This window comes from Pseudomonas mandelii, from assembly GCF_006438925.1.
Taxonomy (GTDB): Bacteria; Pseudomonadota; Gammaproteobacteria; order Pseudomonadales; family Pseudomonadaceae; genus Aquipseudomonas; species Aquipseudomonas mandelii_C.
Genome location: NZ_RCZA01000013.1, coordinates 191,936 through 216,556, shown reverse-complemented (window position 1 = coordinate 216,556; position 24,621 = coordinate 191,936). Strand labels below are relative to the sequence as shown.

Annotated in this window: 22 protein-coding genes and 5 pseudogenes; 10 read left to right on the top strand and 17 right to left on the bottom strand. The window is 55.6% G+C overall.

Going from position 1 to position 24,621, the window contains the following annotated elements; translation table 11 throughout:
* Positions 1–28 precede the first annotated feature (28 nt).
* The 3 genes from EAH74_RS26970 to EAH74_RS26960 form a co-directional block, all read right to left on the bottom strand.
* Positions 29–787, bottom strand: a complete 759-nt coding sequence (locus tag EAH74_RS26970; protein ID WP_140682420.1) for an SDR family oxidoreductase — start codon at positions 785–787, stop codon at positions 29–31.
* Positions 788–829: 42 nt separating this feature from the next.
* Positions 830–1,522, bottom strand: a complete 693-nt coding sequence (locus tag EAH74_RS26965; RefSeq protein ID WP_140682417.1) for a fumarylacetoacetate hydrolase family protein — start codon at positions 1,520–1,522, stop codon at positions 830–832.
* 97 nt (positions 1,523–1,619) lie between these two features.
* Complete coding sequence (locus tag EAH74_RS26960) at positions 1,620–2,969, bottom strand: MFS transporter (protein WP_140682414.1); 1,350 nt, start codon at positions 2,967–2,969, stop codon at positions 1,620–1,622.
* A 585-nt stretch (positions 2,970–3,554) separates the two neighbouring features.
* On the opposite strand from EAH74_RS26960, the gene EAH74_RS26955 reads away from it, so the two are divergent.
* On the top strand, positions 3,555–4,487 hold the full coding sequence (locus EAH74_RS26955) for a helix-turn-helix transcriptional regulator (protein ID WP_046048641.1): 933 nt from the start codon (positions 3,555–3,557) through the stop codon (positions 4,485–4,487).
* Between the two features lie 4 nt (positions 4,488–4,491).
* Here the strand turns inward: EAH74_RS26955 and EAH74_RS33645 are convergent, their stop codons facing one another.
* Positions 4,492–4,623, bottom strand: a complete 132-nt coding sequence (locus EAH74_RS33645; protein ID WP_274609972.1) for a hypothetical protein — start codon at positions 4,621–4,623, stop codon at positions 4,492–4,494.
* 311 nt (positions 4,624–4,934) lie between these two features.
* Here EAH74_RS33645 and EAH74_RS33985 point away from each other — a divergent pair.
* A pseudogene (locus EAH74_RS33985) lies at positions 4,935–5,066 on the top strand (DNA methylase); the annotation flags it as partial.
* A 90-nt stretch (positions 5,067–5,156) separates the two neighbouring features.
* On the opposite strand, the gene EAH74_RS26945 reads toward EAH74_RS33985, so the two are convergent.
* The 6 genes and pseudogenes from EAH74_RS26945 to EAH74_RS26915 all read right to left on the bottom strand — a co-directional run bounded on the left by EAH74_RS26945 (position 5,157) and on the right by EAH74_RS26915 (position 9,204).
* Positions 5,157–5,438 carry a hypothetical protein gene (locus EAH74_RS26945; protein WP_140682411.1) on the bottom strand — a complete coding sequence of 94 codons (282 nt, stop codon included), beginning with the start codon at positions 5,436–5,438 and terminating at the stop codon, positions 5,157–5,159.
* Between the two features lie 381 nt (positions 5,439–5,819).
* Positions 5,820–6,080 (bottom strand): annotated as a pseudogene (locus EAH74_RS26935) (integrase core domain-containing protein); the annotation flags it as partial.
* A 38-nt stretch (positions 6,081–6,118) separates the two neighbouring features.
* A protein-coding gene (locus EAH74_RS26930; protein ID WP_430539799.1) for an IS3 family transposase occupies positions 6,119–7,338 on the bottom strand; the annotation gives its coding sequence in 2 pieces (ribosomal slippage) (positions 6,119–6,999 and positions 6,999–7,338; 1,221 coding nt in all).
* A gap of 26 nt (positions 7,339–7,364) precedes the next feature.
* Positions 7,365–7,637: pseudogene (locus EAH74_RS26925) on the bottom strand (transposase); the annotation flags it as partial.
* A 54-nt stretch (positions 7,638–7,691) separates the two neighbouring features.
* Complete coding sequence (locus EAH74_RS26920; RefSeq protein WP_240050567.1) at positions 7,692–8,549, bottom strand: HAMP domain-containing protein; 858 nt, start codon at positions 8,547–8,549, stop codon at positions 7,692–7,694.
* Complete coding sequence (locus EAH74_RS26915) at positions 8,527–9,204, bottom strand: response regulator transcription factor (protein WP_140682405.1); 678 nt, start codon at positions 9,202–9,204, stop codon at positions 8,527–8,529. The genes EAH74_RS26920 and EAH74_RS26915 overlap by 23 nt, the downstream gene beginning before the upstream one ends.
* Positions 9,205–9,416: 212 nt before the next feature.
* On the opposite strand from EAH74_RS26915, the gene EAH74_RS26910 reads away from it, so the two are divergent.
* Positions 9,417–10,202 carry a substrate-binding domain-containing protein gene (locus EAH74_RS26910; RefSeq protein WP_140682403.1) on the top strand — a complete coding sequence of 262 codons (786 nt, stop codon included), beginning with the start codon at positions 9,417–9,419 and terminating at the stop codon, positions 10,200–10,202.
* A 541-nt stretch (positions 10,203–10,743) separates the two neighbouring features.
* On the opposite strand, the gene EAH74_RS26900 is transcribed toward EAH74_RS26910, so the two are convergent.
* From EAH74_RS26900 to EAH74_RS26885, 4 genes are read right to left on the bottom strand one after another with little or no spacing between them, the layout of a single operon-like run.
* The gene (locus tag EAH74_RS26900) at positions 10,744–11,487 is read right to left on the bottom strand and encodes a TraX family protein (protein ID WP_140682397.1); all 744 of its coding nucleotides are present in this window, start codon (positions 11,485–11,487) and stop codon (positions 10,744–10,746) included.
* Positions 11,484–11,921, bottom strand: coding sequence for a YqaA family protein (locus tag EAH74_RS26895; RefSeq protein ID WP_140682394.1), 438 nt, complete (start codon positions 11,919–11,921; stop codon positions 11,484–11,486). Before EAH74_RS26895 ends, EAH74_RS26900 begins: the two co-directional genes overlap by 4 nt.
* A gap of 12 nt (positions 11,922–11,933) precedes the next feature.
* Positions 11,934–13,070, bottom strand: coding sequence for a nickel/cobalt efflux protein RcnA (locus tag EAH74_RS26890; RefSeq protein WP_140682391.1), 1,137 nt, complete (start codon positions 13,068–13,070; stop codon positions 11,934–11,936).
* 7 nt (positions 13,071–13,077) lie between these two features.
* Positions 13,078–13,377 (bottom strand): metal-sensing transcriptional repressor, encoded by a 300-nt coding sequence (locus tag EAH74_RS26885; protein ID WP_140682388.1) that lies wholly within the window; start codon positions 13,375–13,377, stop codon positions 13,078–13,080.
* A gap of 515 nt (positions 13,378–13,892) precedes the next feature.
* Here EAH74_RS26885 and EAH74_RS26875 point away from each other — a divergent pair.
* The 3 genes and pseudogenes from EAH74_RS26875 to EAH74_RS26865 all read left to right on the top strand — a co-directional run.
* Positions 13,893–14,630 carry a HupE/UreJ family protein gene (locus EAH74_RS26875; RefSeq protein ID WP_140682385.1) on the top strand — a complete coding sequence of 246 codons (738 nt, stop codon included), beginning with the start codon at positions 13,893–13,895 and terminating at the stop codon, positions 14,628–14,630.
* Between the two features lie 12 nt (positions 14,631–14,642).
* Positions 14,643–15,278 carry a transmembrane anchor protein gene (locus EAH74_RS26870; RefSeq protein WP_140682383.1) on the top strand — a complete coding sequence of 212 codons (636 nt, stop codon included), beginning with the start codon at positions 14,643–14,645 and terminating at the stop codon, positions 15,276–15,278.
* A gap of 423 nt (positions 15,279–15,701) precedes the next feature.
* Positions 15,702–15,856 (top strand): annotated as a pseudogene (locus tag EAH74_RS26865) (ATP-binding protein); the annotation flags it as partial.
* 45 nt (positions 15,857–15,901) lie between these two features.
* Here the strand turns inward: EAH74_RS26865 and EAH74_RS26860 are convergent.
* The 3 genes and pseudogenes from EAH74_RS26860 to EAH74_RS26850 form a co-directional block, all read right to left on the bottom strand.
* Positions 15,902–16,070, bottom strand: a pseudogene (locus EAH74_RS26860) (transporter associated domain-containing protein); the annotation flags it as partial.
* A gap of 22 nt (positions 16,071–16,092) precedes the next feature.
* Positions 16,093–17,448 carry an ATP-binding protein gene (locus tag EAH74_RS26855; protein WP_140682379.1) on the bottom strand — a complete coding sequence of 452 codons (1,356 nt, stop codon included), beginning with the start codon at positions 17,446–17,448 and terminating at the stop codon, positions 16,093–16,095.
* On the bottom strand, positions 17,445–18,107 hold the full coding sequence (locus EAH74_RS26850) for a response regulator (RefSeq protein ID WP_140682377.1): 663 nt from the start codon (positions 18,105–18,107) through the stop codon (positions 17,445–17,447). The genes EAH74_RS26855 and EAH74_RS26850 overlap by 4 nt, the downstream gene beginning before the upstream one ends.
* Positions 18,108–18,378: 271 nt before the next feature.
* On the opposite strand from EAH74_RS26850, the gene EAH74_RS26845 reads away from it, so the two are divergent.
* From EAH74_RS26845 to EAH74_RS26830, 4 genes are read left to right on the top strand one after another with little or no spacing between them, the layout of a single operon-like run.
* Positions 18,379–18,975 carry an undecaprenyl-diphosphatase gene (locus tag EAH74_RS26845; RefSeq protein ID WP_140682375.1) on the top strand — a complete coding sequence of 199 codons (597 nt, stop codon included), beginning with the start codon at positions 18,379–18,381 and terminating at the stop codon, positions 18,973–18,975.
* An 11-nt stretch (positions 18,976–18,986) separates the two neighbouring features.
* Positions 18,987–20,414: a TolC family protein gene (locus tag EAH74_RS26840; protein ID WP_140682373.1), complete on the top strand. Its 1,428-nt coding sequence runs from the start codon at positions 18,987–18,989 to the stop codon at positions 20,412–20,414.
* On the top strand, positions 20,411–21,478 hold the full coding sequence (locus EAH74_RS26835; RefSeq protein ID WP_140682371.1) for an efflux RND transporter periplasmic adaptor subunit: 1,068 nt from the start codon (positions 20,411–20,413) through the stop codon (positions 21,476–21,478). The genes EAH74_RS26840 and EAH74_RS26835 overlap by 4 nt, the downstream gene beginning before the upstream one ends.
* 21 nt (positions 21,479–21,499) lie before the next feature.
* Positions 21,500–24,619 carry an efflux RND transporter permease subunit gene (locus EAH74_RS26830; RefSeq protein WP_140682369.1) on the top strand — a complete coding sequence of 1,040 codons (3,120 nt, stop codon included), beginning with the start codon at positions 21,500–21,502 and terminating at the stop codon, positions 24,617–24,619.
* Positions 24,620–24,621: the final 2 nt, after the last annotated feature.

Genomic DNA, 24,621 nt, shown 5'->3' with positions numbered 1-24,621 from the left:
CCTCGCGTAACGGAATAAAAAGGCCGGTTCAACCGCGACCGGCAAACGGCATGGCACTGGCCATGACGGTCATGTTCAGGACGTTCGCCTCCAGCGGCAGACCGGCGATGTAGCGCACGGCATCGGCCACATGCTTGACGTCCACCATCGGCTCCACGGCAATGGTGCCGTTGGCCTGGCGCACGCCTTTGGTCATGCGCACCGACATTTCGGTCAGGGCGTTGCCGATGTCGATCTGGCTGCAGGCGATGTTGAATTCACGCCCGTCCAGGGCCAGGGATTTGGTCAGCCCCAGCACCGCGTGTTTGCTGGCGGTGTAGGCGCTGCTGAAGGGGCGTGGGGTATGCGCCGAGATCGAGCCGTTATTGATGATGCGTCCGCCCTGTGGCTGTTGCCGGCGCATCAGTGCGAAGGCACCACGGGCGCAGAGGAAAACGCCGTTGAGGTTGGTGTCGATCACGTTTCGCCACTGCTCGAACGTCAGCTCATCGAGCGGCACGGCAGGGGCGTTGACCCCGGCGTTGTTGAACACCACGTCCAGGCGTCCGTATACCTCGGTGATGGTGGCAAACAGCGCGTCGACACTGGCCGGGTCGCGCACATCAGTGGGCACCGCCAGCGCTTCGTGTCCTTCGCTGAGCGCCAATTCGACCAAGGCCTGCAACGGCTCCGGCCGACGTCCGGCCAATACCAGGGTGAATCCGTCGGCCATCAGAGCCAGGGCCACGGCGCGGCCGATTCCGCTACCGGCGCCGGTGACCAGGGCCACTTTCAAAGGACTGTTCATGTTGTTATCTCCTTTCTCAATTCACCAGGGCGTATGCCGGGTTCAAGGTCGCTGACCGACGCGCATTTCCAGTTGGCCGATGCCGTCGATCCCGGCGTTGATGATGTCGCCTGGTTGCAGCACATCGACGCCTGCCGGACTGCCGGTCATGATCAAGTCACCGGCCCGGAGTGCTACCGATTGCGAGATGCGGCTGATGATTTCACTGACCGACCAGATCTGGCTGTCGAGGCTGTCGCGCTGGCGCTCTTCGCCGTTGACGTTCAGCCACAAATCGCCGTCCGGGTGTCCGGCGCGAGTCACCGGCACGATGGCGGTCATCGGCGCGGCGCCGTCGAACACCTTGGCACCTTCCCACGGCAAACCATTGCTTTTGGCCGCGCGCTGGACATCACGACGGGTCAGATCAAGACCGACGGCATAGCCCCAGACATAGGCCAGCGCCTGACTCTCCGGAATATTGGCGCCGCCTTCACCGATGGCCACGACCAATTCGATTTCGTGGACAAACTCTTCGGTCAACGGCGGGAAAGTCACTTCACCTGCCGCATCCACCACGTTGCTCGCCGGTTTCATGAAGAACACTGGCGGTTGGCGGGACTGGCCTTGGGCGTCTGGCCAAGGGTAGTTGCGGCCGACGCAAAATACCCGGCCAACGGGAAAGCGCTGCTGGCTGCTGGCAACCGGCAAGGTCACGGGCAGATCCGGGGTAAACACGTACTCGGTCATCGTCATTTTGTAGTCGTCCTGTTAGAAGCGTCAGCGTACGGCGGCAATCTTTTGCGAAGTTGGACGAATGCCGTCTCGTGTTGGAGAAAAACGGTTTCTTGGCTCAGCGCGCCTTGAGTTCGATGCGATACAAGCGACCGAGCAGCAACGAATAGGACAAGGTCCCCATCAACGCCACGCCACCAATGAACCAGAAGGCGTAGGCAAACGAGCCTGTCGCGTGGACGATGCCGCCAATCACGATCGGGGTGACGATCCCGCCGATGTTGGCGGCCAGGCTGGTGACCCCGCCGGTCAGGCCGATCAGTTCCTTGGGCGCGACTTCCGATACGGCCGCCCACGACGACGAAGCGATTCCCTGGGCGAAGAAGGCAATGGTCAGCACGGCAATGCAGATCACATTCGAGTCGGTGAAATTCACCAGCACAATCGACATACCCAGCATCGATCCGACCACCAATGGCAACTTGCGAGCGAAGGACATTGAGTAACCACGGCGTATCAGCAAGTCGGAGACGATGCCGGCCAGCAGAATGCCGACCGTTGCACCCACGAACGGCAGTACCGCGAAGATCCCGGCCTTGATCATGGTCAGCTTACGTTCTTCGATCAGGTACGTCGGAAACCAGGTCAGGAAGAAGTACAACGCCGAGGTGCTGGCGAACTTGCCGATGCAAATCGCCCAGATTTGCCGATAGCTGAACAGCTCGGTGATCTGCCGCCAGTTGAACCGGGTGCGCTCCTGACTGCTCTTGACCAATCCACCCCCGGCTTCGATGTACTTCAGTTCTTCCTGGCTGACGTTCTTGCAGCTCAGCGGATCGCGGTACAAGTAGAGCCAGATCACACCGAAAACAATGCCGAGTATCCCGGTGCTGTAGAACACATGGCGCCAGTCGTAGGTCGTGGCCAGCCATAACAGCACGCCGGTAAACAGTGCCGTGCCCAGATATTGGCCGCACACGTAAATGCTGCTGGCCAGGCCCCGTTCGCGGGCCGGGAACCAGACCGTGACCGCTCGGCTGTTGGCCGGAAACGCTGGAGCTTCCATGGCACCGACGGCCAGGCGCAGTCCGAACAGCGACGCGAATCCTGTGGCAAGGCCTTGGCACACGGTGACCGTCGACCAACTGATCAGCGACACCCCGTAAGTGAACCGGGAACCGAAGCGATCAGCAATGAACCCGGCAGGCACCAAGGCGAGTGCATAGGTCCAGGCAAACGCGGAAAAAATCAGGCCCATTTCGATCTTGTCCAGGCCCAGGTCCTTGGCCATGAACGGTGCGGCAATCGAGATGTTTACGCGGTCGATGTAATTGATGATGGTCGCAATCAGCAGCAACGACAGCATGAACCAACGCCGACGCGTCGGTAGTCGCTGAGGCAGCAGGGCATCCCGGGTGCCGGCACTCACCGACGGCGCGGTGGACGGGGAGGTTTGTGAGTTCGACATGAGTAGACCTTTTTATTTTTAGAAGAATCGAGATGTTCGCGCGCAGCCGAAGCCGTGCCCGCAGTGCCGGGGCAGAGCAATCGCTACTTGAATGAGAGGCGCGGACAGCCGCTGTCAGGCGCTCAGATACGCCTTCGGACTGGCTCGATCGGGGGAGGGTTGGCGAGGGGGAAAAACAGGTTCATCACGTGCGCACCTTTTGATTTGTTTTTGGAAGGGTCGGGCTGCATTGGTTGTCACAGTGGTCGTACAACCTCTCAAAATCAACGGAGCCGTTAGATCGTTTTTTCTTCTGGAAAAGGCGATTAATGCAGGTGTCCAAGAAAAATCAAATCAGCTCATTTCCTTAGTTATGCTTTATGTGTTTAGTAAGTTATTGTTTTTAAATGATTAAATATTTACGTGTGCTCGTGGTTTTTTGGACAGGCGACACATCACACACGGATACAATTAATTCTCTGTATTTCGTTGTCATCCTATGACGTGTTGAAGCCGGCGGTGTCTGCCTTCACAATCACCGCAGTCGCCGCTTGCGTCCCGGCGCGACGACAACCTGTCCATGTACCTGTCGAGGAATCCCAGGCGATGTCGTCACCCGATCGAGTGCCCACTTACGTCATGCAGCAACGCAGCGAATTGACGGACTTTTACATCCGCGACAAAAAGGGACGGCGCGCCGAAACCAGCCCGCATCGCCACGAGTATTTCCAGATCCAGGTCAACCTCGGTGGCGATACCGTGCAGCACATCGGCAATGTCGAACGTCCATTTCCGCGCAATACGCTGGCCTTCATCCTGCCGCATCGCGTGCACGTGATTCCGCATCCGGCCGACAGCAATTTCATGGTGATCAATTTTTCCCAGACCTTCCTGCTGCCACATTTGCAGTGCGACCCGATGGACCTGGAGGAAGTCTCGATTCTCCTGGCGCCGGAGTTGTCGCCGTTCCGCTTTCAGGAGCATCTGGATTTCATTCTGGGCGATGAGGACTTCCGCAAAGTCTGTGCCTTGATCGAACAGATGCGAGTCCTGGATGAGAACCGTCAGTTCGGCACCCGCGAGATGCTCAAGGGGTTGCTGCTGCAACTGGTGGGGAGCGTTTGTGCCTTGTATGCCGAGCCGCTCAAACGGTTGGCCGAAGAGAATGCCGCCGAAGTCAGCCGACGCGATGCGCTGAGCAGGATGTCCGAATACTTGCGCAAGAATATTGCCGACCCCGATCTGAACCTGATCAAGGTGGCTGCTGCGACTTACCTGTCACCGACGTATCTGACGCACTGGTTGCGCAAGGAAATCGGCAAGACCTTCACAGAGCTGGTGCTCGAGCGCAGGATGCACGCGGCACGCAATTACCTGCTCAATGGGACACGACCGGTGGGGGAGGTGGCGAGGTTGTGCGGTTTCGCTGACGAGGCTTATTTCTCCCGACGCTTTCGCCAGATTCATGGCCAGCCACCTGGGCAATTCAGGCGTCAGCAACTCAATCCTGATACGCCGCAATCGCCGTCCAATACGTGATTGTTCATCGCTCACATCGCAGCGCAAACTCGACGGCGCTCAGCAAGGCATCGCCGCTGAAGGGTTTACGCAAGCATTCGATGGGCTCATAGCGGCTGGATTCGGCCAGTGTGGCTTCATCCCAGTGTGCCGACATGCAAATCACTGGAAATTTTCTGCCCTTGTGCGGCTCTCCTGATCGTTAGGGAAAGTCTGTCCGCCGGCGACCTTTAAAGTCCTTAAGCAAGCCTTAAAAATTATGAAACTCATGGCCACACCGCTTTAGCGTGTGTTCATGGGCGATGGCCAGGACGAAGCGACAGATCCGCGAACTTATCGGGCCGAGATGAAGTTAGCCGCCACGGCCGATTGCTGCTCGTCAAGAAGGACAGTTATCGACCTAATGCTCTTACCTGATCAGTTGAAAGAGTTCGACGCTGCTTGTGCAGGATCGACGACGAATAGTCTGGAAAGGTAGGAAATATCTTCAAGGTGAGTGGCGATCACCGTGATGTCGAAAAACGATTAAAAGAATTCGATGGGATGGGCCCTAAGACCGTTGAGATTTTTATGCGTGAAGCAATAAAAGTGCTCGCTTGATTGAATAGGCCCACCATGGATGCGGGGTCACCAATGATCTAGAGCTGGCACCAAGCCGTCCCACACCTGATAGCCTCTCGGCGGTACGTTTTACAAATTCGGATAATCATCCAGCGCAAGGCTAGACACGCCTCCGTCCTCAGGTTCGCGCTTCGGCTTATGAATCACTCCAGCTTCAGCGTCCGCGCGCATCTGCTCGAGCTCCTTGTGAAATGCCTTGTCCTGAACCGTGGGCTTACTGGTGTATGGCTTTCGTTCGGGTTCAGGCTGTGCTGCATAAGTCGTTACCACGTCAGGGTCGTGCTGTAGCTTTTCTTGTACTTGCGATTCCAGCATCGCACGTAGCGCATCTTTGTCGGGCCGAGTCAGCAATTTGTCACTCCTATTAGGAAACCAGGCACCCAGTAATCGACTGGGCCCTAGGTCGGGGGGAACATCCAATCGGTCGTGTTGAAAATTTGGGCTGCAGATACAGCCACAGGATTTCAGGTCGAAGAGAAGAGGCGAATCATCAATTTCTTCCAACGCGGCGATCGTGTCAAATTGGGTACATGCCTGGGATGATTCCGTAATCGACAGGAACGCAGGCAGTGAGAGAATACAAAGCTACGATCTCTTTTCGATTTCCAGCGTGCTGATTATTGGTGTTGGCCTCTACGTGGGTATCTATGGCTGGATCTACTTGAACGCGAGAGTTCGGTCTATAGCTAGTCCAATGGACTTGCCCCTACAAAACCGGACACCAACTCCCTGTTAAATTGATGCTGCCGCTAAGCGCCTGAACTCCCTCGGTGAGCGATAGTTCAAGGCGCTGTGCGGATGCTGCTCGTTGTAGTGTTCGAAGGCAATTGCCAGGTTACGCAACGCCGTTTCTCGATCCGGCTTGGGCATGTGCGCCACGTAGTCACGCTTGATCGTCTTCACGAAACTCTCGGCCATGCCATTGCTCTGCGGGCTGCGCACAGGTGTGGTCACCGGCTGCAAACCGATCTGTCGAGCAAACAGGCGCGTCTGNTGGACTTGCCCCTACAAAACCGGACACCAACTCCCTGTTAAATTGATGCTGCCGCTAAGCGCCTGAACTCCCTCGGTGAGCGATAGTTCAAGGCGCTGTGCGGATGCTGCTCGTTGTAGTGTTCGAAGGCAATTGCCAGGTTACGCAACGCCGTTTCTCGATCCGGCTTGGGCATGTGCGCCACGTAGTCACGCTTGATCGTCTTCACGAAACTCTCGGCCATGCCATTGCTCTGCGGGCTGCGCACAGGTGTGGTCACCGGCTGCAAACCGATCTGTCGAGCAAACAGGCGCGTCTGTTCGGCGGTGTACGCCGAGCCGTTGTCGCTTAGCCATTGCACCGGCGTGGCAGGCAGTTGATCACCGAAGCGCTTCTCCACGCTTTCCAGCATCAAGTCGCGGATATCATCGCCGCTGTACCCGGTCGGGCTGGCGACCCAGCCGATGGCTTCGCGATCACAGCAGTCCAGGGCGAAGGTTACGCTCAGTTTGGCGCCGTCCTCGCAGCGGAACTCAAAGCCGTCCGAGCACCAACGCGTATCGCTGGTTTTCACGGCAATACGGCCTTCGTGCCGACGCGGCACGCCGGGCTGTTTGATCCGGCGTTCAAGCAGCAGATTGTGATCACGCATGACCCGGTAAACCCGTTTCACGTTGATCGCGGGCAGCGACCGCTTTTCACGTGCACGACGCAGCAGTCCCCAGACGCGACGGTATCCATAGCTGGGCAGTTCGCTGACCTGTTGCTGGATTTCAACCACCAGATCAGCATCGTCCACAGGCCTGCGGCGCCGTACTTTGGGCGATACCGATTGCTTGATTCGAACCGTTAATTGCGAGCGCGCCACACCGAGACATTCGCTGACCAGCTTCACTGGTCGTCCCCCGGCAACAAGGGTGAGTGCGCAATCCATTTTCGCGACCGGGCGATCTCCACGGCCTCTTTGAGGATTTCTGCTTCCATCGTTTTCTTGCCCAGCATCCGTTGCAGTTCACGGATCTGCTTGAGCGCATCGCTCAGCTCGGAAGCAGGCACCACGGCCTCGCCAGCACTGACCGCCGACAGGCTGCCGTCCTGGTACAGCTTGCGCCACAGGAACAACTGGTTGGCATTGATGCCGTTACGCCGAGCCACCACCGAAACGCTTTGCCCTGGCTCAAGGCTCTCGCGAACCATGGCCAGTTTTTGCTCTGGGCTCCAGCGGCGCCGCCGCTCCTGGCCCAAAAGCTCCCCACTCTTATCGTTGCTGTTAGTCATAAACATAACCGTTTGCCTATCCCTTATCGTAAGGGGGAAACGGTGTCCTGTCTTTCATGGGGCTCGTTCANAGGCACCACGGCCTCGCCAGCACTGACCGCCGACAGGCTGCCGTCCTGGTACAGCTTGCGCCACAGGAACAACTGGTTGGCATTGATGCCGTTACGCCGAGCCACCACCGAAACGCTTTGCCCTGGCTCAAGGCTCTCGCGAACCATGGCCAGTTTTTGCTCTGGGCTCCAGCGGCGCCGCCGCTCCTGGCCCAAAAGCTCCCCACTCTTATCGTTGCTGTTAGTCATAAACATAACCGTTTGCCTATCCCTTATCGTAAGGGGGAAACGGTGTCCTGTCTTTCATGGGGCTCGTTCAAAAGCCATGTCCAAGGTCTCTGCGTGGGAGCTATCAAGGGGCAACTGCTGCAGCTGGTAAAGGTGGGCACGCAGACGGGTCAAGGGAGTGCGCAGATCGTGCGCGATACCATCACAAGCACCTTTAACCTCGTGCATAAGCTGTTCTATATGCTCAAGCATGACATTGACGGCATTGGCCAACATGTCGAGTTCATCAAGGCGTGAAGAAAGCGGCAGACGTTCGCCGAGGTTGCCCGAGACGATACTCTCGGTGCAGCTTTGAAGTCGCTGTACCCTGCGTAAGGGCCTTCGCCTCAAGAGCCACCAACCTATCAACCCAGGAATCAGGGTAAGAGAAAACCCCCAAAATAATGCCTGCTCAATGATGCCGCCGACTGCGGAAATAGACCCCCCATCACGCGACAGGATCAAAATTCGACCATCACGCCGATGTTGCATTAACGCATGGCTGCTTCGGGTTTGCTCGCGTGGCAATGCGATGCTCAATCCTCGCTCCAGATAATGTACCTGGCCATCATCAGGGAGACTTGCTCGTAACCGGAGAAGGTCACCGGCGATATGGGTGCCGTCAGCTTTGAACAAACCGTAGGCGTCGATCCCCGAAGTCGAATACACCTCACTGGCAGCCAGTTCACCCTCCAGACTGGCATCATCGATTTTTTGATAATAGTGGGCGCGTTGCATCAATGTCCGCTCGGCAACAGCCCCGAGATAGGTTGAGATTTTCCAATAAAGCACCCCCGTAAAAACGGCTCCCCAAGCGATAAAAAACAAGGCGTAAAGCCCGAGAAGGCGACTATTGGAAGAACGCCAGCGCTCACTCCTGGGAAGCAAGTACATAACCAGAACCGCGAATTGTTTGAATGACAGGGGAACCGCTCCCCTCGATTTTTTTCCGCAGCCGACCGATATGAACATCAATAATGTTCGTGCCAGGATCGAAGTGATATCCCCAAACCGCCTGAAAAAGCATGGTTCTAGTGACCAATTGACCCGCGTTGCGCATGAAATAAGTGAGCAGTTTGAATTCGGTTGGGAGAAGCGGAATGTGCACATTCGAACGACTGAGTGAGTGTTCAATGAGATCGATATGGAGGTTGCCAAAGCTCAAATGACGCTCACTTTCACCTGCGGTTGGGCGCCTCAGCAGCACCTCCACCCTGGCGATCATTTCAACCGTAGAGAACGGTTTGGTCAGGTAGTCATCGCCGCCCGAACGAAGCCCTTTCACCCGCTCATCGACATCAGACAATGCGCTGATCATCAAGACTGGCTTCAGAATACCGAGGCTTCTCAACGTGCTGACTATCGTCAAACCATCAAAATCAGGCAGCATTCGGTCAAGCGTTATCACGTCATGGTCGCCAGAAATAGCCGCTGACAATCCATCACGACCGTTAGCCGCCCACTGAACATCGAATCCATGAGAGGTAAGCGTGTTAACAATAGCCTTGGCTGTAACCTCATCGTCCTCTATTACTAGCGCGCGATTCATTTTTTACTCCACACAACGATTGCAAACCTAAGACTCAAGCAGGCTCCAAGCGCCGTAGATCTCAAGATGGATGCAGCCTAGGTAGGGTGCATCGGACGGTAAACTAAATTTTTCTTAACCCTCCTTAATTTCGACATTGCTTGAAATGTGACTATTTTTTCGCGCCTCCACTGCTAAACCTCATTTCTACGCTGGATTCAGGATACTCCGTCATGACGAAGACCTTACTGAGGCTCGCATTGGCCTGCTTGTTGTTCTTGGCAGATGGCATCGAGGCACAGGATGCGACCTCTACCAAAACGCTTACCCTATTTGTGTCTGGAGGCTTCATCGCGGCGATTCAATCCTTAGCTCCCGTTTATGAAAAAGAGACGGGATTCAGCCTGGTCATCAAAGAGTCTCCACCTACCGGGAATACCCCAATTGCAATCACTAATCGGCTCTTGCGCGGTGAAAAAGCAGATGTCGTAATCATGGAGGATTGGGAGCTTCGAAATCTGATCGATCAGGGGCAGCTGCAAAAAACGAGTCGAATTGATCTTGGCAAGTCGTTCATTGCCATGGCCGTCCAAAAAGGTGCAAGAAAGCCCGATATAGGCAACATGAAAGCCTTCAAAAAAACGCTACTCAGTGCCAAGTCCCTGGCTCTATCGGATACGCCCAGCGGAACATACCTGTCCCGCATTCTCTTCCCTCAAATGCACATTTCAGAAAGCTTGAGGATCAAGACACGGACGATTTCCGTCGAACCCGTCGGAGAAGCAGTCGCTCGTGGCGAAGCAGAGATAGGCTTCCAACAACTGAGTGAATTGATGCATACGGAAGGTATTGATGTGATCGGGCTTATTCCAGATCAGGTGCAGAAAATGACGATGTATTCTGCGGCCATCTCTACTGGTGGCGGACAGCAAAAGGAGGCTGCAGCGTTGTTGCAGTTCATGAGCTCAAAGGCCGCTAGGACTGCCATCAAGGTAAGTGGGTTAATACCCGTGCGATGAGTTTTCCAGGCATGCGCATGGCTCAGCTGCTACATCTGCAGCATCGGTACGCTTGGTTATTGAGACACCGCCAGAATTGCAGCTGCTTTATGGTTGGTCATTTGAGGGGCCGACTTCGTTTGCTGACCCAAGCTTAAGCCATCAAGTTCTTGAGGGCTTAACGTGGCCCCTCCGCCAGACAGAATCAAGGCGAGAACTAGAATGGTAAAGCCTACTAACACTGGGAATGAGCCCAACCAGAATTGGATGCGTCGGCGGCGCTGGTATGCGTCCATCTTTTCTAGCCCCTGTCGGCGTTGGCGAGTATTTCTCGCTTACTTATAGTTCTGTCGCTCAATGTAATTTCTAGCACCGATTATTACCAGCCCTCGAAAATAGCCTGGATGCAGTATCCGCTCACTGACTAACCGATGACATATGGTCTGCAGGGGTTAAGCGACATTCAGCAGCCGATGCTGCGTGAAGCGCTCAGCAGAACGAATAACTTCTTCCCGCAACTAGCTATAAGCACCAGTCTCCTACCTATCTGAGTTGACATCCCTCAGATCAGAAGCCGCAGAGCTTGCAAAGCAGCAAGGTGCCCCGGATAGAACCAGTAGGCCCATTGCCCGACCGGCAAGACTCTAAAGGTGAAGGTCTGACGCAGAAGCCAGAGTCCGATCAGGGGAGCGGCGAACGCAGTGCTCAAGGCCAGCAGTGAATACACATCCAAGTCCAACGCCCTGGTTACGATGCTACTGCGGCTATTGCTCCAGAGGCATAGTGCCGCTGGCAGCAACCAAAGAACACCAGGTCTCTTGATTGCTACGAGGACAGCCGCTGGTGCGAGTGCACCGCAGAAACCGTACATCAGTGGATCATCCAGCACGTAGGCAATTGCTGCGGACATCAACGCCATAGCGCAGCTCAACAGAGTGCGATGTTGCCACCCCCAGGCAATCACCAGCCCCAATGCGAGGGTCACCAATACTTTGAATGATCCCGAGGTGCTGATATAGCGATAAGGCACTTCTGAAATGGCGGCAAATAACAGCATCAACGCAAGGTATCGAGCGTTCGCCGCCGTTAGCCACTCGCCCGGTTTGGAGCGCGCCACGTTGGCCGCAATGGCGACACAAAACAGCGGAAACGAAAGTCTCCCTGGAATGAACAGGTTGCTGAACTCCGGCCACACCAAACGTAAGTGATCGATAAACATGGTCAGCATCGCCAACCACTTGATCAGATCCAGGCTACTGCTTCGGCTGTTGAGTAAGGAATGCTGGTTCGTATGAGCAGTCATCATGCCCACCCCAACGTGACTGCGGTCAGCACTAGATAGCGTAGGCCTTTGGCCAGGGTGACAATCAGCAGGAAACTCCAGAGTGGCTCGCGCATGACTCCAGCGACGACCGTCAGAGGGTCACCAACGATGGGCACCCAACTCAGCAATAATGACCAGCGCCCATAGCGCAGATAGGACTGCTGGGCTTTTTCGAGCTTTTTCGCGCTCACCGGGAACCATCGCTTGTGGCGAAATCGCTCAATAGAGCGACCGAGAATCCAGTTCAGTGCAGAACCGAGCACGTTGCCGAATGTGGCGACCGCCAAGAGCGATGAAGTGACGTACTGATCGGAAAGTAACATTCCAACCAGCACCGCTTCAGACTGCATCGGGAGCAGCGTGGCGGCACCGAATGCCGCCAGAAAAAGACCAACGTAACTGGTGATCTCAAACACCCGGGCGTCGCCTTATGCGTTCAGGCTGATCCAGCCATGAAAGCCCACGTACAGACCAACACCGATGATCAGGACACTGGACAGGTAGGGCGCACGACGCGCAACGGTACCCAGCCATGGCCAACGGTTGGAAGCCTGCTTGGCACCAATAGCGGCTGCAGCACCGACGGTTACCAGTGTGAGTGCCAGACCAACGCTAAAACACAGGACTAGCACGCCACCCAAGGCGACCTCTTTGACCTGGAGACATAGCAAGAGAACGGTGATGGCAGCCGGACAAGGAATCAAACCACCAGTCAGACCGAACATGACGATTTGGCCGGTGGTGACTTCGCGGTTAGTGAAGCGTTTACGGATATCGTTGGCATGCGCACGCTCATGTGCATCCTGATACCCATCAATCGACAGTTCCAACCCTTCCAGTTGGGAATGCGCGTGGCCGTGATCATGCTCCTGGTATTCCAAGTCATAATCATGGGAGTGCCCCGCGTGCCCAAGACTCAAGCGAGCACTGAACTCATGAGGCTCGGGGATATCGACTGCCGACTCCAGGAAGCCCTCGCGCTCGACGAAGGTGAACGACTGGGTGCTGCCGTCCGGACGAGTAGTCATCAGACGAACATCTGAGGCTGCCCAAGCGTGCCCGGTCAATGTCTTCAGGCGCCAGTGCGGTGGCATGCCGTCTTCGAAGATCGACAGCTCAACACGGCCATGGCCAGTATCGATTCGGTGGGTCTCATCATGATGGCCGTGGTCATGCTCGCCATGGTGGTGATCATCACCTTGCTCGAACTTGAACATCTGCTCACCGTGCCAGGTACGCCACAGCATCCATAGCGCAATTACGATGATCAGGGCGGAGGATGCCAGCTGGAAGTATGGCTCAGTGGTTTGAGCGTCCAGGCCTTTGCCCAGGTACATGCCACCGATGGCGACTAACCAGACCACAGCGGTGTGCGACAGCGTCGCGGCCAGTCCCAACAAAACAGCTTGTTTGACCGAGCCACGGATGGCCACGATAAAGGCCGCCATCATGGTTTTTGAATGGCCCGGTTCAAGCCCATGCAAAGCACCGAGCAGAATGGCGCTCGGGAAGTACAGCCAGGCGTGCGAACCACCCTGTTGCAAGAGTTCAGCGAAGTTGGGCATATCAGACCTAGAGGTACTTGGTGATTTGTTTGAACGCTTCTAGCGGGGCACGCTCGCCATTGTTCAGGGCCGAAACGGTGTCCTCGAGGCAGTGATCAATGTGATCTTGGATGAGCGTTCGTTTTGCCTGACATACGGCTTTCTCAACTGCATGCAACTGCTGAGCAATGTCCACGCACTGACGACCCTCTTCGATCATGGTGATGATGCCGCGTAAATGGCCGTCCGCCCGTTTGAGGCGTTTAATGATCGCCTCGTGACTTTGGTGGGTGTGGCTGTGTTCGTGTTCGTGTTCGTGCTCACTCATGACTTGAGCCTCAGGCCTCAATGAATTACGCTGGCATCCTATCCCCCCTGGGGGGATATGGTCAAACGTATCGCGGCCACAACGAACGAGTTAGAAACTCCGGACACTATGCTTAGCAGATCCCTGACAACGACAGTGGTATTCGCACTTGTTCTCGCCATGTTTGTGGCCTGGGCCGGGCATACCTATACGTTGTCGGTAACGACAAAATCGCCTGCCTGGGAGATCACGCAAGACGGCTATCACCCCCATGAGCAGCATGCAGAGATGTCGAGCGCGAGCTACTCGGATCACTACCACTCGCCGCTCACTCCTGACCATCAGCACGAAACGCCACAGCTCACGTCCGCGTTGAGATTGGCTGCACAACCGAAGCTGTCAATACGAGTTGATGCACGCCGATATTCCGTTCCTCGCCCGCCGATTTTCTTGATCGAGCGCCCACCCCGTCCTTCGTTCGCATCCTGACCATCGCCGCACTGCGGCCTTTGATCCCTGCAACGTAGGATTGATCTATGCATTCGCATTCAATGAGCGGCGTTGTCGCATTCACTGCGCCATCGCACCGCCCGCTATTGCTGTTGTTTTTACTTGTCGCTGCACTTTTCCTCGGGATGCCCGAGGCGATGGCTCATGCCGTCGCGGAAGGTGACAAGGGTTTCATCCAGGAAAGTTCTGGCGTCATGTTGCTGCCCTTCATCTACATGGGCGCCAAGCACATGATGACGGGCTACGACCACCTGCTGTTTCTGTTCGGGGTGATCTTCTTTCTCTACCGCCTGAAAGACGTGGGGCTCTACGTCACGCTGTTCGCTGTAGGCCACTCGGTCACGCTGCTGCTTGGCGTACTTACAGAGGTCAGCATCAGCTCGTACATCATCGACGCCATCATCGGCTTCTCAGTGGTGTACAAGGCGCTCGATAACCTGGGTGCATTCCAGCGCTGGTTCGGTTTCCAACCCAACACCAAGGTGGCCACGCTGATATTCGGCCTGTTCCACGGTTTCGGCCTGGCGACGAAGATTCAGGAGTACGAGATCTCTCCTGATGGACTGATTCCGAACCTGATCGCCTTCAACGTTGGTGTTGAGATCGGCCAATTGTTGGCCCTTAGCGCAATTCTCATTTTGATGGGGTATTGGCGGCGCACCGGCAGTTTCTGGCGCCACGCCTATACCGCCAACGTCGCCATGATGAGTGCCGGTTTCCTGCTGATGGGCTACCAGTTCACCGGCCTGTTTGTCTCCGCGTAAGGAATTCTGACTATGTTCAATACTCCGCTTCCAACTGTTAATGAATTACCCAGCACTCGCAAACTGGTGCGTTCGACTGTAATTGCACTACTGACTGCTGTCGGCCTGCTGGTGACCGTGGTCATGCCATCGGAATACGCCATTGATCCAACTGGTGTAGGCCGCGCACTGGGCCTGACCCAGATGGGCGAACTGAAGATCACCCTTGCCCAGGAGGCGTTGGCGGATACCATGCCACCGCAACCGGCAGCTCCAGCTCCCCGAGTTGCGCGAGTCGAACCTGCTGCGAAACCTGCTGCTCAGCCAGTGGCGACACCTGACCCTGCATTGAGGACGAATCAAATGACCGTCACGCTCAGACCAAGTGAAGGGGCAGAAATCAAACTGGAAGTGCTAAAGAACAAGACTGTCAGCTATGAATGGACAGCGGTTGGTGGGCCAGTGAACTACGACACACATGGCGAGCCCTACAACGGTGAAAAGGGTTACTTCCACAGCTACAACAAGGGCAAGCAGGTCAAAAGTGATAAAGGTGAATTCACCGCCATTTTTGACGGCACCCATGGTTGGTTTTGGCGTAATCGCAGCAACAATGACGTGACCATCTCACTGAAAACGGCCGGCGATTACTTGAGCGTAAAACAGTAATTCAAAGCGGCGATGGCTGTTCTACTGCCGAAATGCGGCGCTCGGCCTGACCACAGACCATTTATTTCATCCATTTTTTGAAGAGTCTTCCCATGAAAGCCCCAGCAACGCTGATTCGATCAATGCTCCTGACCTGCTTCCTTGGCCTGATAACGGCATGCGGCGGCGGTGAAAAAGGCGCGACCTCAGAAAGCGCTGAGCACGGCCATTCACACGAGTAACACCCTGAATAAAACAAGGCCGCATTTGCGGCCTTTTTTGTTTCTACATCTCACCCAGCGTGCCCAGGTCGATCACTCACATTTTGTCGCGACTGATGAAGGCACTACTTTGGCTACCTCTGGAGCTGCGAACTCACGATGATAAAAAGCAAGATGGGTTCACCGCCCGCTTACGCCAAAACAGAAACAGAAACAGAGGCTGTTCCAACCTTTTTCAACGAACAAGCAAGGTGGGCTCGGTGTAGGGCTGGTCATGGTCAAGCGCATAATGGAACGCTTTGGTGGGTCAGTGTGTGCAGCCGTGAAGACGAGGGAACCCAGGTGCGGTTGAGTTTCCGGATCGCCAAAAGCGGTTAATGCTTTAAACAAACGAGGCCGCAAATGCGGCCTCGCTTTCTACATTTACTCTTTACGCAACAACACCCTTGTCACCCCGGCGCTCTTCGACCTCAACAACGGTCATGCTCCATTCCTGCCAATTGAGCTTGTCTCCAATGATCGGCAGACGATCCAGCAAGCTCATGACCAACCCCGCAAGAGTCTGATAGTCATCAGTTGCTTTAGCCTGGAATCAGCAATCGCATAGAGTCTTGTTATGGAGTATTTTCCTGCTCTGTAAGTTTCCACAATTTAGTAGGGAACATGATCTGTACCCGCAGCCCCACGCCATTTGGGGCTGCATCAAGTAAGACCTGGGCCCCGTGCTGCTCTGCAATCGTTTTAACAATTGAAAGCCCCAGTCCGCTACCGGGGCCTGTTTGATTGTTGCCTCGATAGAATCGCTCAAGCACCCGTTCACGCTCTGCCGCATTTATTCCTGAGCCGTTATCGCAGACCTCAAGCACGACCCCTTGCTCAGTATCGCGAACTGCCAAGTCAACCTTTGCATGAGCCCCCGCATAACGAATGGCGTTTTCCACCAGGTTATTGAGCAGAATACGTAGCGTTTCGGGATCTCCTGAAATGCTTGAAGCCGCATGCTCGGCCAACCCAAGATCAATCCCTGAGGCTTCGGCCCTACGAACCTGATCACTGATCACGGACTTGCAGAGAGCGGATAAGTCGACGCTCTGCATGACTGATGATTGCGCGTCAGGCTCCAAACGAGCCAAGGTTAACAACTGTTGTGTGAGATGAGTAAGCCGTGTGACACCCGCCTGTACCTCTGACAGCGATACCGCCCGTTCTGCATCTTGAGTGGCACGCTGCGCCAGCTCTACTTGAATGCTCAGTGCCGCCACGGGTGTTCGTAGCTCGTGCGCGGCATCAGCGATGAAGTGTTTTTGCATGGTGAAGGCATTCGCCAGCCGTCCCAGCAAATCGTTAAGGGCATCGACCAGAGGTTTGACTTCGCTAGGCAATTCTTTCGAAGCGATAGGCTGCAGACTATTCACGTTGCGCTCCGAAAGTTCTGTCGCCACTGTTTTCAGTGGCTTCAGTCCGTAGCTGATACCAAACCACAAAAACAGGGCCAGAAAGGGAATCAGTGACACTACTGGCCACAGCAAGTGCACGGCTAAACCGGCCAGCTCTTCCCAGCGTTTATTTTGCGCTTGGGCTACGCGGAAAACCTTGTCGCCTCGCTGGCTGACGAATGTGTGCCACGTTTGATCCCCGACCTGAACATCACTCAGTCCAGTTTGCATCGGTGGCGGGAGTATCAGGGCCGAGTCGGTCGTAAAGCTCAAGACTCCTGCATTCCAAACCTGAAGCAGCACTTCGTCAGCATTATCATCACGCAGTGGACTGGGTTTATCCCTCGTATCCGTCAGTGCAATGCGCTCACCAGGATCCACACTGATATGTTCTGCGATGTAACGCATTTGCTCATTGAGCAAATCATCCAGTTCAAGGACGGCCCCCCAATAGGTACCAACACTTGCCAGCAGCCCAGCCAGAAAAGTGGCTGGCAGCAGCCATAACAGCAGACGCCGGCGGAGTGAACTCATGCGTCTTCTCCAATGTGATAACCGACACCTCGAACAGTGCGAATGACCTCGGCCCCGAGCTTTTTACGAAGATTATGAATGTGAACTTCCACCGCATTGCTGCCCACTTCATCGCCCCAGCCGTACAGGCGATCCTCTAGCTGCTCACGGGAGATCACCGCATCCGGCTCTTTCATTAGCTCATGTAGTAATGCGTATTCTTTGGCCGACAGGCTGACAGGTTCATTGCGCAACCACAGCAGGTGTCGTACCGGATCAAGGCGCAATGGGCCTCCCCGAAGCTCGGTCTGAACACGCCCTGATTGACGGCGGCTGACAGCTCGGATCCGTGCCACCAATTCCTCGATGGCAAACGGTTTAACCAAATAATCGTCAGCACCGTGATCAAGGCCAGCCACCCGATCAGGTAGCGAGTCGCGGGCGGTGATTATGATTACCGGTAAGGTCTCGTCGTGTTGGCGCAGAACCTTGAGTACCTCCATGCCATCCTGGCGCGGAAGTCCCAGGTCGAGTAGCAGCAGCGCATACGGGGTGGTCTCCAAAGCGAGGACGGCGGCCTTGCCGTCCGCGACCCAATCCACCGTATACCCTTCCTGACGCAAGCCTTTTTGCAAGCCGCTGCCGATCATCGGGTCATCTTCTGCAAGTAAAATCCGCATCACCTGATCCCTCTCCTCACATCAGTCAGCGCTTCGCTGGAGTAACGCTCAGTGTGCCGAAGTCTTGCCTGCGCGCATATGGTGCCAAGGCCATAGATGATTCTGACCCCACTCGGCCTCTCAGCATTCTTAACCCGCGACCTCTCGGGCCAACAAAGACGATGAGACTGCCAGCGTCAGACTTAAGGTGGACTTAAGGAAGCAACCACTATGGTGCGCTCGCACCGTGATCACAACGTGGGGCTTCCTAATCACCTGACGAGGTCTCCTCATGGAAGAACTCAATCGCACTCTGTTTTTGGCTATCAACGCCAGCGTGCACTCCTCGGCGGAAACGCGACTACTGGCGACTTTTCTGGCGCAGTGGCTCATCGCAGGCGTACCGCTATTACTAATCGGATTGTGGCTCAAAGGCACACGCCACCATCGAGCCGCTGCAGTGACCGCCACGCTGAGCATCGCGTTCGCGCTTGGATGCAATCTGCTGATCAGTAGCCTTTGGTTTCATCCGCGTCCCTTCATGCTGGGGCTAGGACAAAACTTCCTCGAACACGCCCCGGAATCGTCTTTTCCCAGCGATCACGCCACTGTGATGTTCACGTTAGCCATGGCTCTGATACTGGCATCGCGGCACAAACTTGGTGTGCTGATTTTGATGCTAGGAACATCGGTTGGCTGGGCGCGTATCTATTTAGGCGTGCATTTTCCATTCGATATTGCCGGGTCGCTGCTGATCTCGTTGATCAGCGCGTGGTTGGTACCACAGGTGCTGATTTGGAGGAATCTCGACGAGCGTCTGCTCGACATTCTTGAGCGCCTATATCAACGAGTTTTTCCAGCAACCACTCGCCGCAACACTCATCAATAGGGGGAGAGGCAATGCTTTATTCGCGAAATCCTGCTCGCTCCGCCACTTTGCTCTCAAAGAAAATGCGGATGCAAAAACAGTGTTTTATCACGGTGGTAGTGCTACTCACTGGCTGCGCGAGTTATCAGCCGCAACCACTGGTGCCTCTGAAAATGATGGCTGCCTATGAAGAACGGACGCTGACCAATACGGAGCTTCAGCGTTTCATAACTGCACACCAGCCCAAAACCACTAACGACTGGGATCTGAACACCTTAACGCTGGCGGCCTACTACTACAGCCCCGATTTGTACGCGGTACGGGCCAGGTTTGCTAGCGGTGAGGCGGCGACAGAAACAGCGAACCAACGACCCAATCCGACCTTGTCGTTACCACTGCAATACGCCGATCAACCGATAAAACCGTGGACATACGGACTGGCCCTCGACATCCCAATTGAGACGGCCGGTAAACGTGGGTATCGAGTAGCGCAAGCGCAGCAACTCTCAGACGCAGCCCGTCTGAATATCGGTCAAACCGCCTGGCAGATCAGGAGTCGTCTTCGCAGCGCGTTGCTCGACCTTTACGCCGCCAGCCAGCACCACGCGATTATCGAGCGCCAAGCCGACATCCAGCAAAACATAGTCACCATGCTGGAGAAGCAGCTTTCGTTGGGGTCGGCCTCGACGTTCGAGTTGAGCCAGGAGCAGATCATTCTGGAACGTGACCGTAGCGACCTGGCTAATAGTGAAAAGCTGACGCTGGACGCCAAAGCATTGATCGCTCAGACTATTGGCATTCCTCTCAGGGCTCTTGAGTCCATCAAGATAGATCTGAGAGATTTCGATCACCTGACCCCGCCGATCCCCGATAACACTGCCCGCCGCCAAACCATTCTGAATCGCACTGACATCCTGGGCGCCCTGGCCGAGTACGAAGCGAGCCAAGCCGCTCTCCAGCTAGAAGTTGCGCGGCAATATCCAAATCTGTCACTGGGGCTCGGATACTCGTTCGACCAAGGGGTGAACAAGTACAGCGTGACACCGGCAGGCATTACCCTCCCCCTGTTCAACCGTAATGAAGGGCCTATCGCGGAGGCCGAAGCGCATCGCAAAGAGGCCGCCATCCATGTCGAAACGCTTCAAGACCAAGCGATCAATCAGACCGACAGCGCTCTACAGCACTATCACCTGGCCAAGGAAAACCTTGCGCTGATCGACACCCAGGTGGTGACAAGAACAGCCGCCTTTCAAGCTGACCAACGCTCCTTTGATTTAGGCGCGATAGACCGACTGGCGCTATCACGGTCACGCCGAGCCGTGAATGTCGATGCAATGACCCACGTGGAGGCAGTGGTTCAAACCCAGCAAGCCATCAGCCAACTTGAAAATGCCATTCAGCAACCGCTCGATGGAATCCCATTGCACGACCAGTCAACCGAGGCGGTCATTCGAAAATGAACACACCTTTTCGTAGGAAAACCTTACTGATCGCCCTCGCAGTGATAGCTGCTGTCGGACTAGGTGCCTTAGGTTCTTTCTTCTATCAAACCACGCAGGTCGCGCCAGCAACTCCAGCCGCCGCCCCTCAGACAAGGGTCTCTACCGAAGGAGGTTTGACCATCGTCACGCTGGATGAAGCAACCCAAACAATCAGTGGTATCCAAAGTGAGCCGATCACGGCGTCCAAACATCAAGTGGAACACCTTGCTTACGGTAGCGTGCTTGATGTGCAAGGGCTCAACGATCTGAGCACCCGTTACACAATGGCTCAAGCAGACTCAGCAGCCGCACAGTCTGCCGCTTCGACTTCTGGCCAGGAATATGAACGTAACCTCGCGCTGTTCAAGGCTAATCAGAGTGTGTCTTTGAAGGTACTGCAAACTTCGCAAGCGGCGTGGATTACAGACAAGGCCAAGTTACAGGCTGCTGGTGCCAGCATACGGTCGATACACAACAACGCACGCCAACAGTTCGGTGCGCCCCTGGCAAGCATGATCGGAGCGCAGGACGCCCCTTTACTGCAAAAGTTGTTAAGCCGCGAGGAAGTGCTATTGCGCATTGTTCTTCCCCTCGGAGTTGATTTAACCGCTCCTGAATTGATCGCGGTTGAGTCCAACGAACATCATAGGGAAACAGCCCAGCTCATTTCTATCTCGCCTCAGGTCGACCCTTCGACTGAAGGCCGCGCATACCTTTACCGAGTGGCGGCACCCTTCCCCGTCGGTAGTAAAGTGGTTGCCTATTTACCGTTACCCACATCAGAGAGCACCGGTCTCTCCATACCTGAAGCCGCCATCCTCTGGTTCGGCGGACAGCCGTGGGCGTATGTGCAAATTGCCAAAGACCGGTTTACCCGCCGCCCTGTCGCAGACCAAACCCCCTACAACAATGGATACCTGGTAAGCACAGGGTTTGAGTCCGGTGAGCGTGTCGTGGTGCATGGTGCACAACTGTTGTTATCCGAAGAGCAGCGCCCACCCATCACAGCATCGGCCTGCAAAGACCCCGAATGTGACGACTAACCAGACGGCAGCGAATACCTCATGTTGAATTCAATTATCCGCTTCGCTGTCCGTTTCCGAGGGGTTGTTATCGCCCTCGCATGTCTGCTGGCAGGTTATGGCATCTACACCCTGACCCAGGCCCGGCAAGATGTCTTCCCCGAGTTCGCTCCACCGCTCGCGGTGATTCAAACCGAAGCCCCCGGGTTATCGTCCGAACAGGTTGAAACGCTGGTCACCCAGCCAGTCGAAAATGCAATGGGCGGCACGCTGGGGCTTGCAAGCATGCGCTCCAAGTCGTTACCGGGGCTATCCATGGTGACGCTGACCTTCAAGGATGGGGCTGAAATCTATCGAGCCAGACAACTGGCTGCGGAACGACTCAGTACGCTCACCGGCACTCTCCCGCAGGGAGTCAAAACACCAGCGCTATTACCACTGACGTCTTCGACCAGCGTCACCCTTGTCGCAGGTATTACCTCCGATACCCGCTCGCTGATGGAGATGCGCACACTGGCGGAGTGGACGATCAAACCACAATTGTTGCGCGTGCCCGGCGTGGCGGACGTAATCGTATTCGGTGGCGATCTAAAGCAGTTTCAGATTCAGGCAGATCCCAAAAAGCTGGTGCAATACGGTTTTTCTCTGCAGGACGTGTTGAGCGCTGCCCAGCGCGCCACGGGGGTTAGAGGTGCGGGGTTTCTGGAAACCGCTAACCAGCGCATCGTCTTGAACACCGAGGGTCAAACCGTTACACCAGAGCAGTTGGCTCAAACGGTGCTCAACTACCAAAATGGTATCGCTGTACGCTTGGGCGATATTGCAACGGTGGCCTATGGGCCTGCTCCCGCCGTGGGTGCGGCGGCCATCGAGGGTAAGCCAGCGGTATCGCTGATGGTGGAAAGCCAATATGGCGCTGACATGATGAGCGTTTCCACTCAGGTTGAAAGCACCCTGGACAGCTTGAAACCGGCGCTCGAAGCAGAACAGGTGAGCCTGCATCCGGACATCTTCCGCCCAGCCAGGTTTATTGAAACCGCGATGGGTCACTTGCAGACGGCACTGCTATTGGGCGGGTTGTTAGTTGTCTTGGTGCTGTTTCTGTTCTTGCTCAATATCCGCACTGCAATCATCTCAGCTACCGCGATTCCGCTGTCTTTGTTGACGGCGGTGATCGTGCTCCATCACTTCGGTGTGAGCCTCAACACTATGACTTTGGGCGGTCTGGCCATTGCCTTGGGAGAGGTCGTGGACGATGCAGTAGTAGACGTTGAGAACATCTTCCGTCGACTGCGCCAAAACCAAACGCTGGAGCATCCCTTATCACCCGCCTTGGTGGTATTGCGCGCCTCATTCGAAGTCCGTAGTGCCGTGGTGTATGCGACGTTGGTTGTTGCACTGATTTTCCTACCCGTACTGGCACTGTCGGGGATCGCCGGAAAACTGTTCGCGCCCTTGGGGCTTGCCTACATCCTGGCGATTTTGGCCTCCCTTGTGGTGGCCCTGACGGTCACGCCAGCGCTGGCGTTTATGTTGTTGACCGCCAAGCCACTTCAATCGCAAGAGCCAAAGTTGGTGCAGCGACTGAAGGCGCGTTATCTGAAAATACTCGCGAGCATCGAGTCGCACTCTCGCTCAATCGTCTGGATGATCGTCATTCTCTGCACCGTGGCGGCCAGCGCACTGCCGTTTTTTGGCGGCAACTTCATACCGGAATTGAAGGAGGGGCATTACCTGATCCATATGGCGTTGGCCCCAGGCTCCTCTTTGACCGAATCCATGCGTGTGGGCGACCGTGTAGCGCAGGCACTGAGTACAGTCCCCGGCGTGCGATTGGTAGCGCAACGCGCAGGGCGAGCCAGTGAAGTGGTCGACCCCACCGGCGTGCACGTCAGTGAGTTCGAAGTGGATTTGAATAGCTTGTCCGCCACCGAGGAATCCCAGGCCGTCGCGCGTATTCAACAAGTGCTGGCCAGCTTCCCGGGACTGACAACGTCGGTGAACACGTTCCTGACTGAACGGGTGGACGAAAGCATCTCCGGCGTCACCGCGCCGGTCGTTATCAATGTCTTTGGCCCTGACCTGGATGTGCTGGACAGCAAAGCCCAGGAAATCGCCCAGGTGATAGCTCAAATCCCAGGCACCATCGGCCTGAGAGTCGAGTCAGCCCAGCATGTGCCGCAATTGACCATCAGGCTTCGGACTGAACAATTGACGCACTGGGGGTTTGAGCCGATTGATGTGATGGAAGCGATCCAGACTGCCTACGACGGTGTGACCGCCAGCCAAATCTATCAGGGCAACCAGACTTATGACGTCACCGTCTCATTGGCTCCCTCGGCCCACCACAGCATCGCGACTGTCGGATCATTGCTACTGCGTAATAGAACAGGAACAACGGTGCCTCTCGATCAACTGGCCATGATCACTCAAACCACCAGCCGTTACCAAATCATGCACAGCGGTGGCCAACGCCTGCAAACAGTCTCGACCGCCGTACATGGTCGGGCGGTGAGTGACTTCGTTCAAGAGGCTCAACAGCGAATCAACAACGAGGTCACGCTCCCCAAGGGCACCTTCGTCTTGTTTGCCGGAGAGGAGCAAGCACGTGTGCAATCGCAACAGGACTTACTGGTTTACACAGCGATTGCCATCATCGGAATCATCCTCCTGCTATTCCTCGCGCTCAAAAGCGTGCGGGCATTGATTTTAGTGCTCGTGAATCTACCTTTCGCCCTGGTAGGTGGTGTCCTGACAGTGCTGATCTACGGTGGAAATCTTTCACTGGGATCGCTTGTCGGTTTTGTCACTCTGTTTGGGATCACGCTGCGCAACTCCATCATGCTCATCTCCCATTACTCACACCTCGTGAATGAAGAAGGTATGACATGGGGCCCGGAAGCCGCTCGAAGAGGTGCTGCTGAACGACTGGTACCGATCCTGATGACAGCGGTGGTGACCGCGTTGGGATTGCTACCGCTGGCGCTCGCCAGTGGTGCAGCAGGCAATGAAATCGAAGGGCCTATGGCTATCGTTATCCTGGGTGGGTTGGTGACTTCGACCGCACTCAATCTGTTGGTCTTACCGACCTTGGCGTTGCATTTTGGACGCTTTGAAAAGCACGTAGAAGAGTTCCCCACTAACGTGGCACCTACTTCATAACG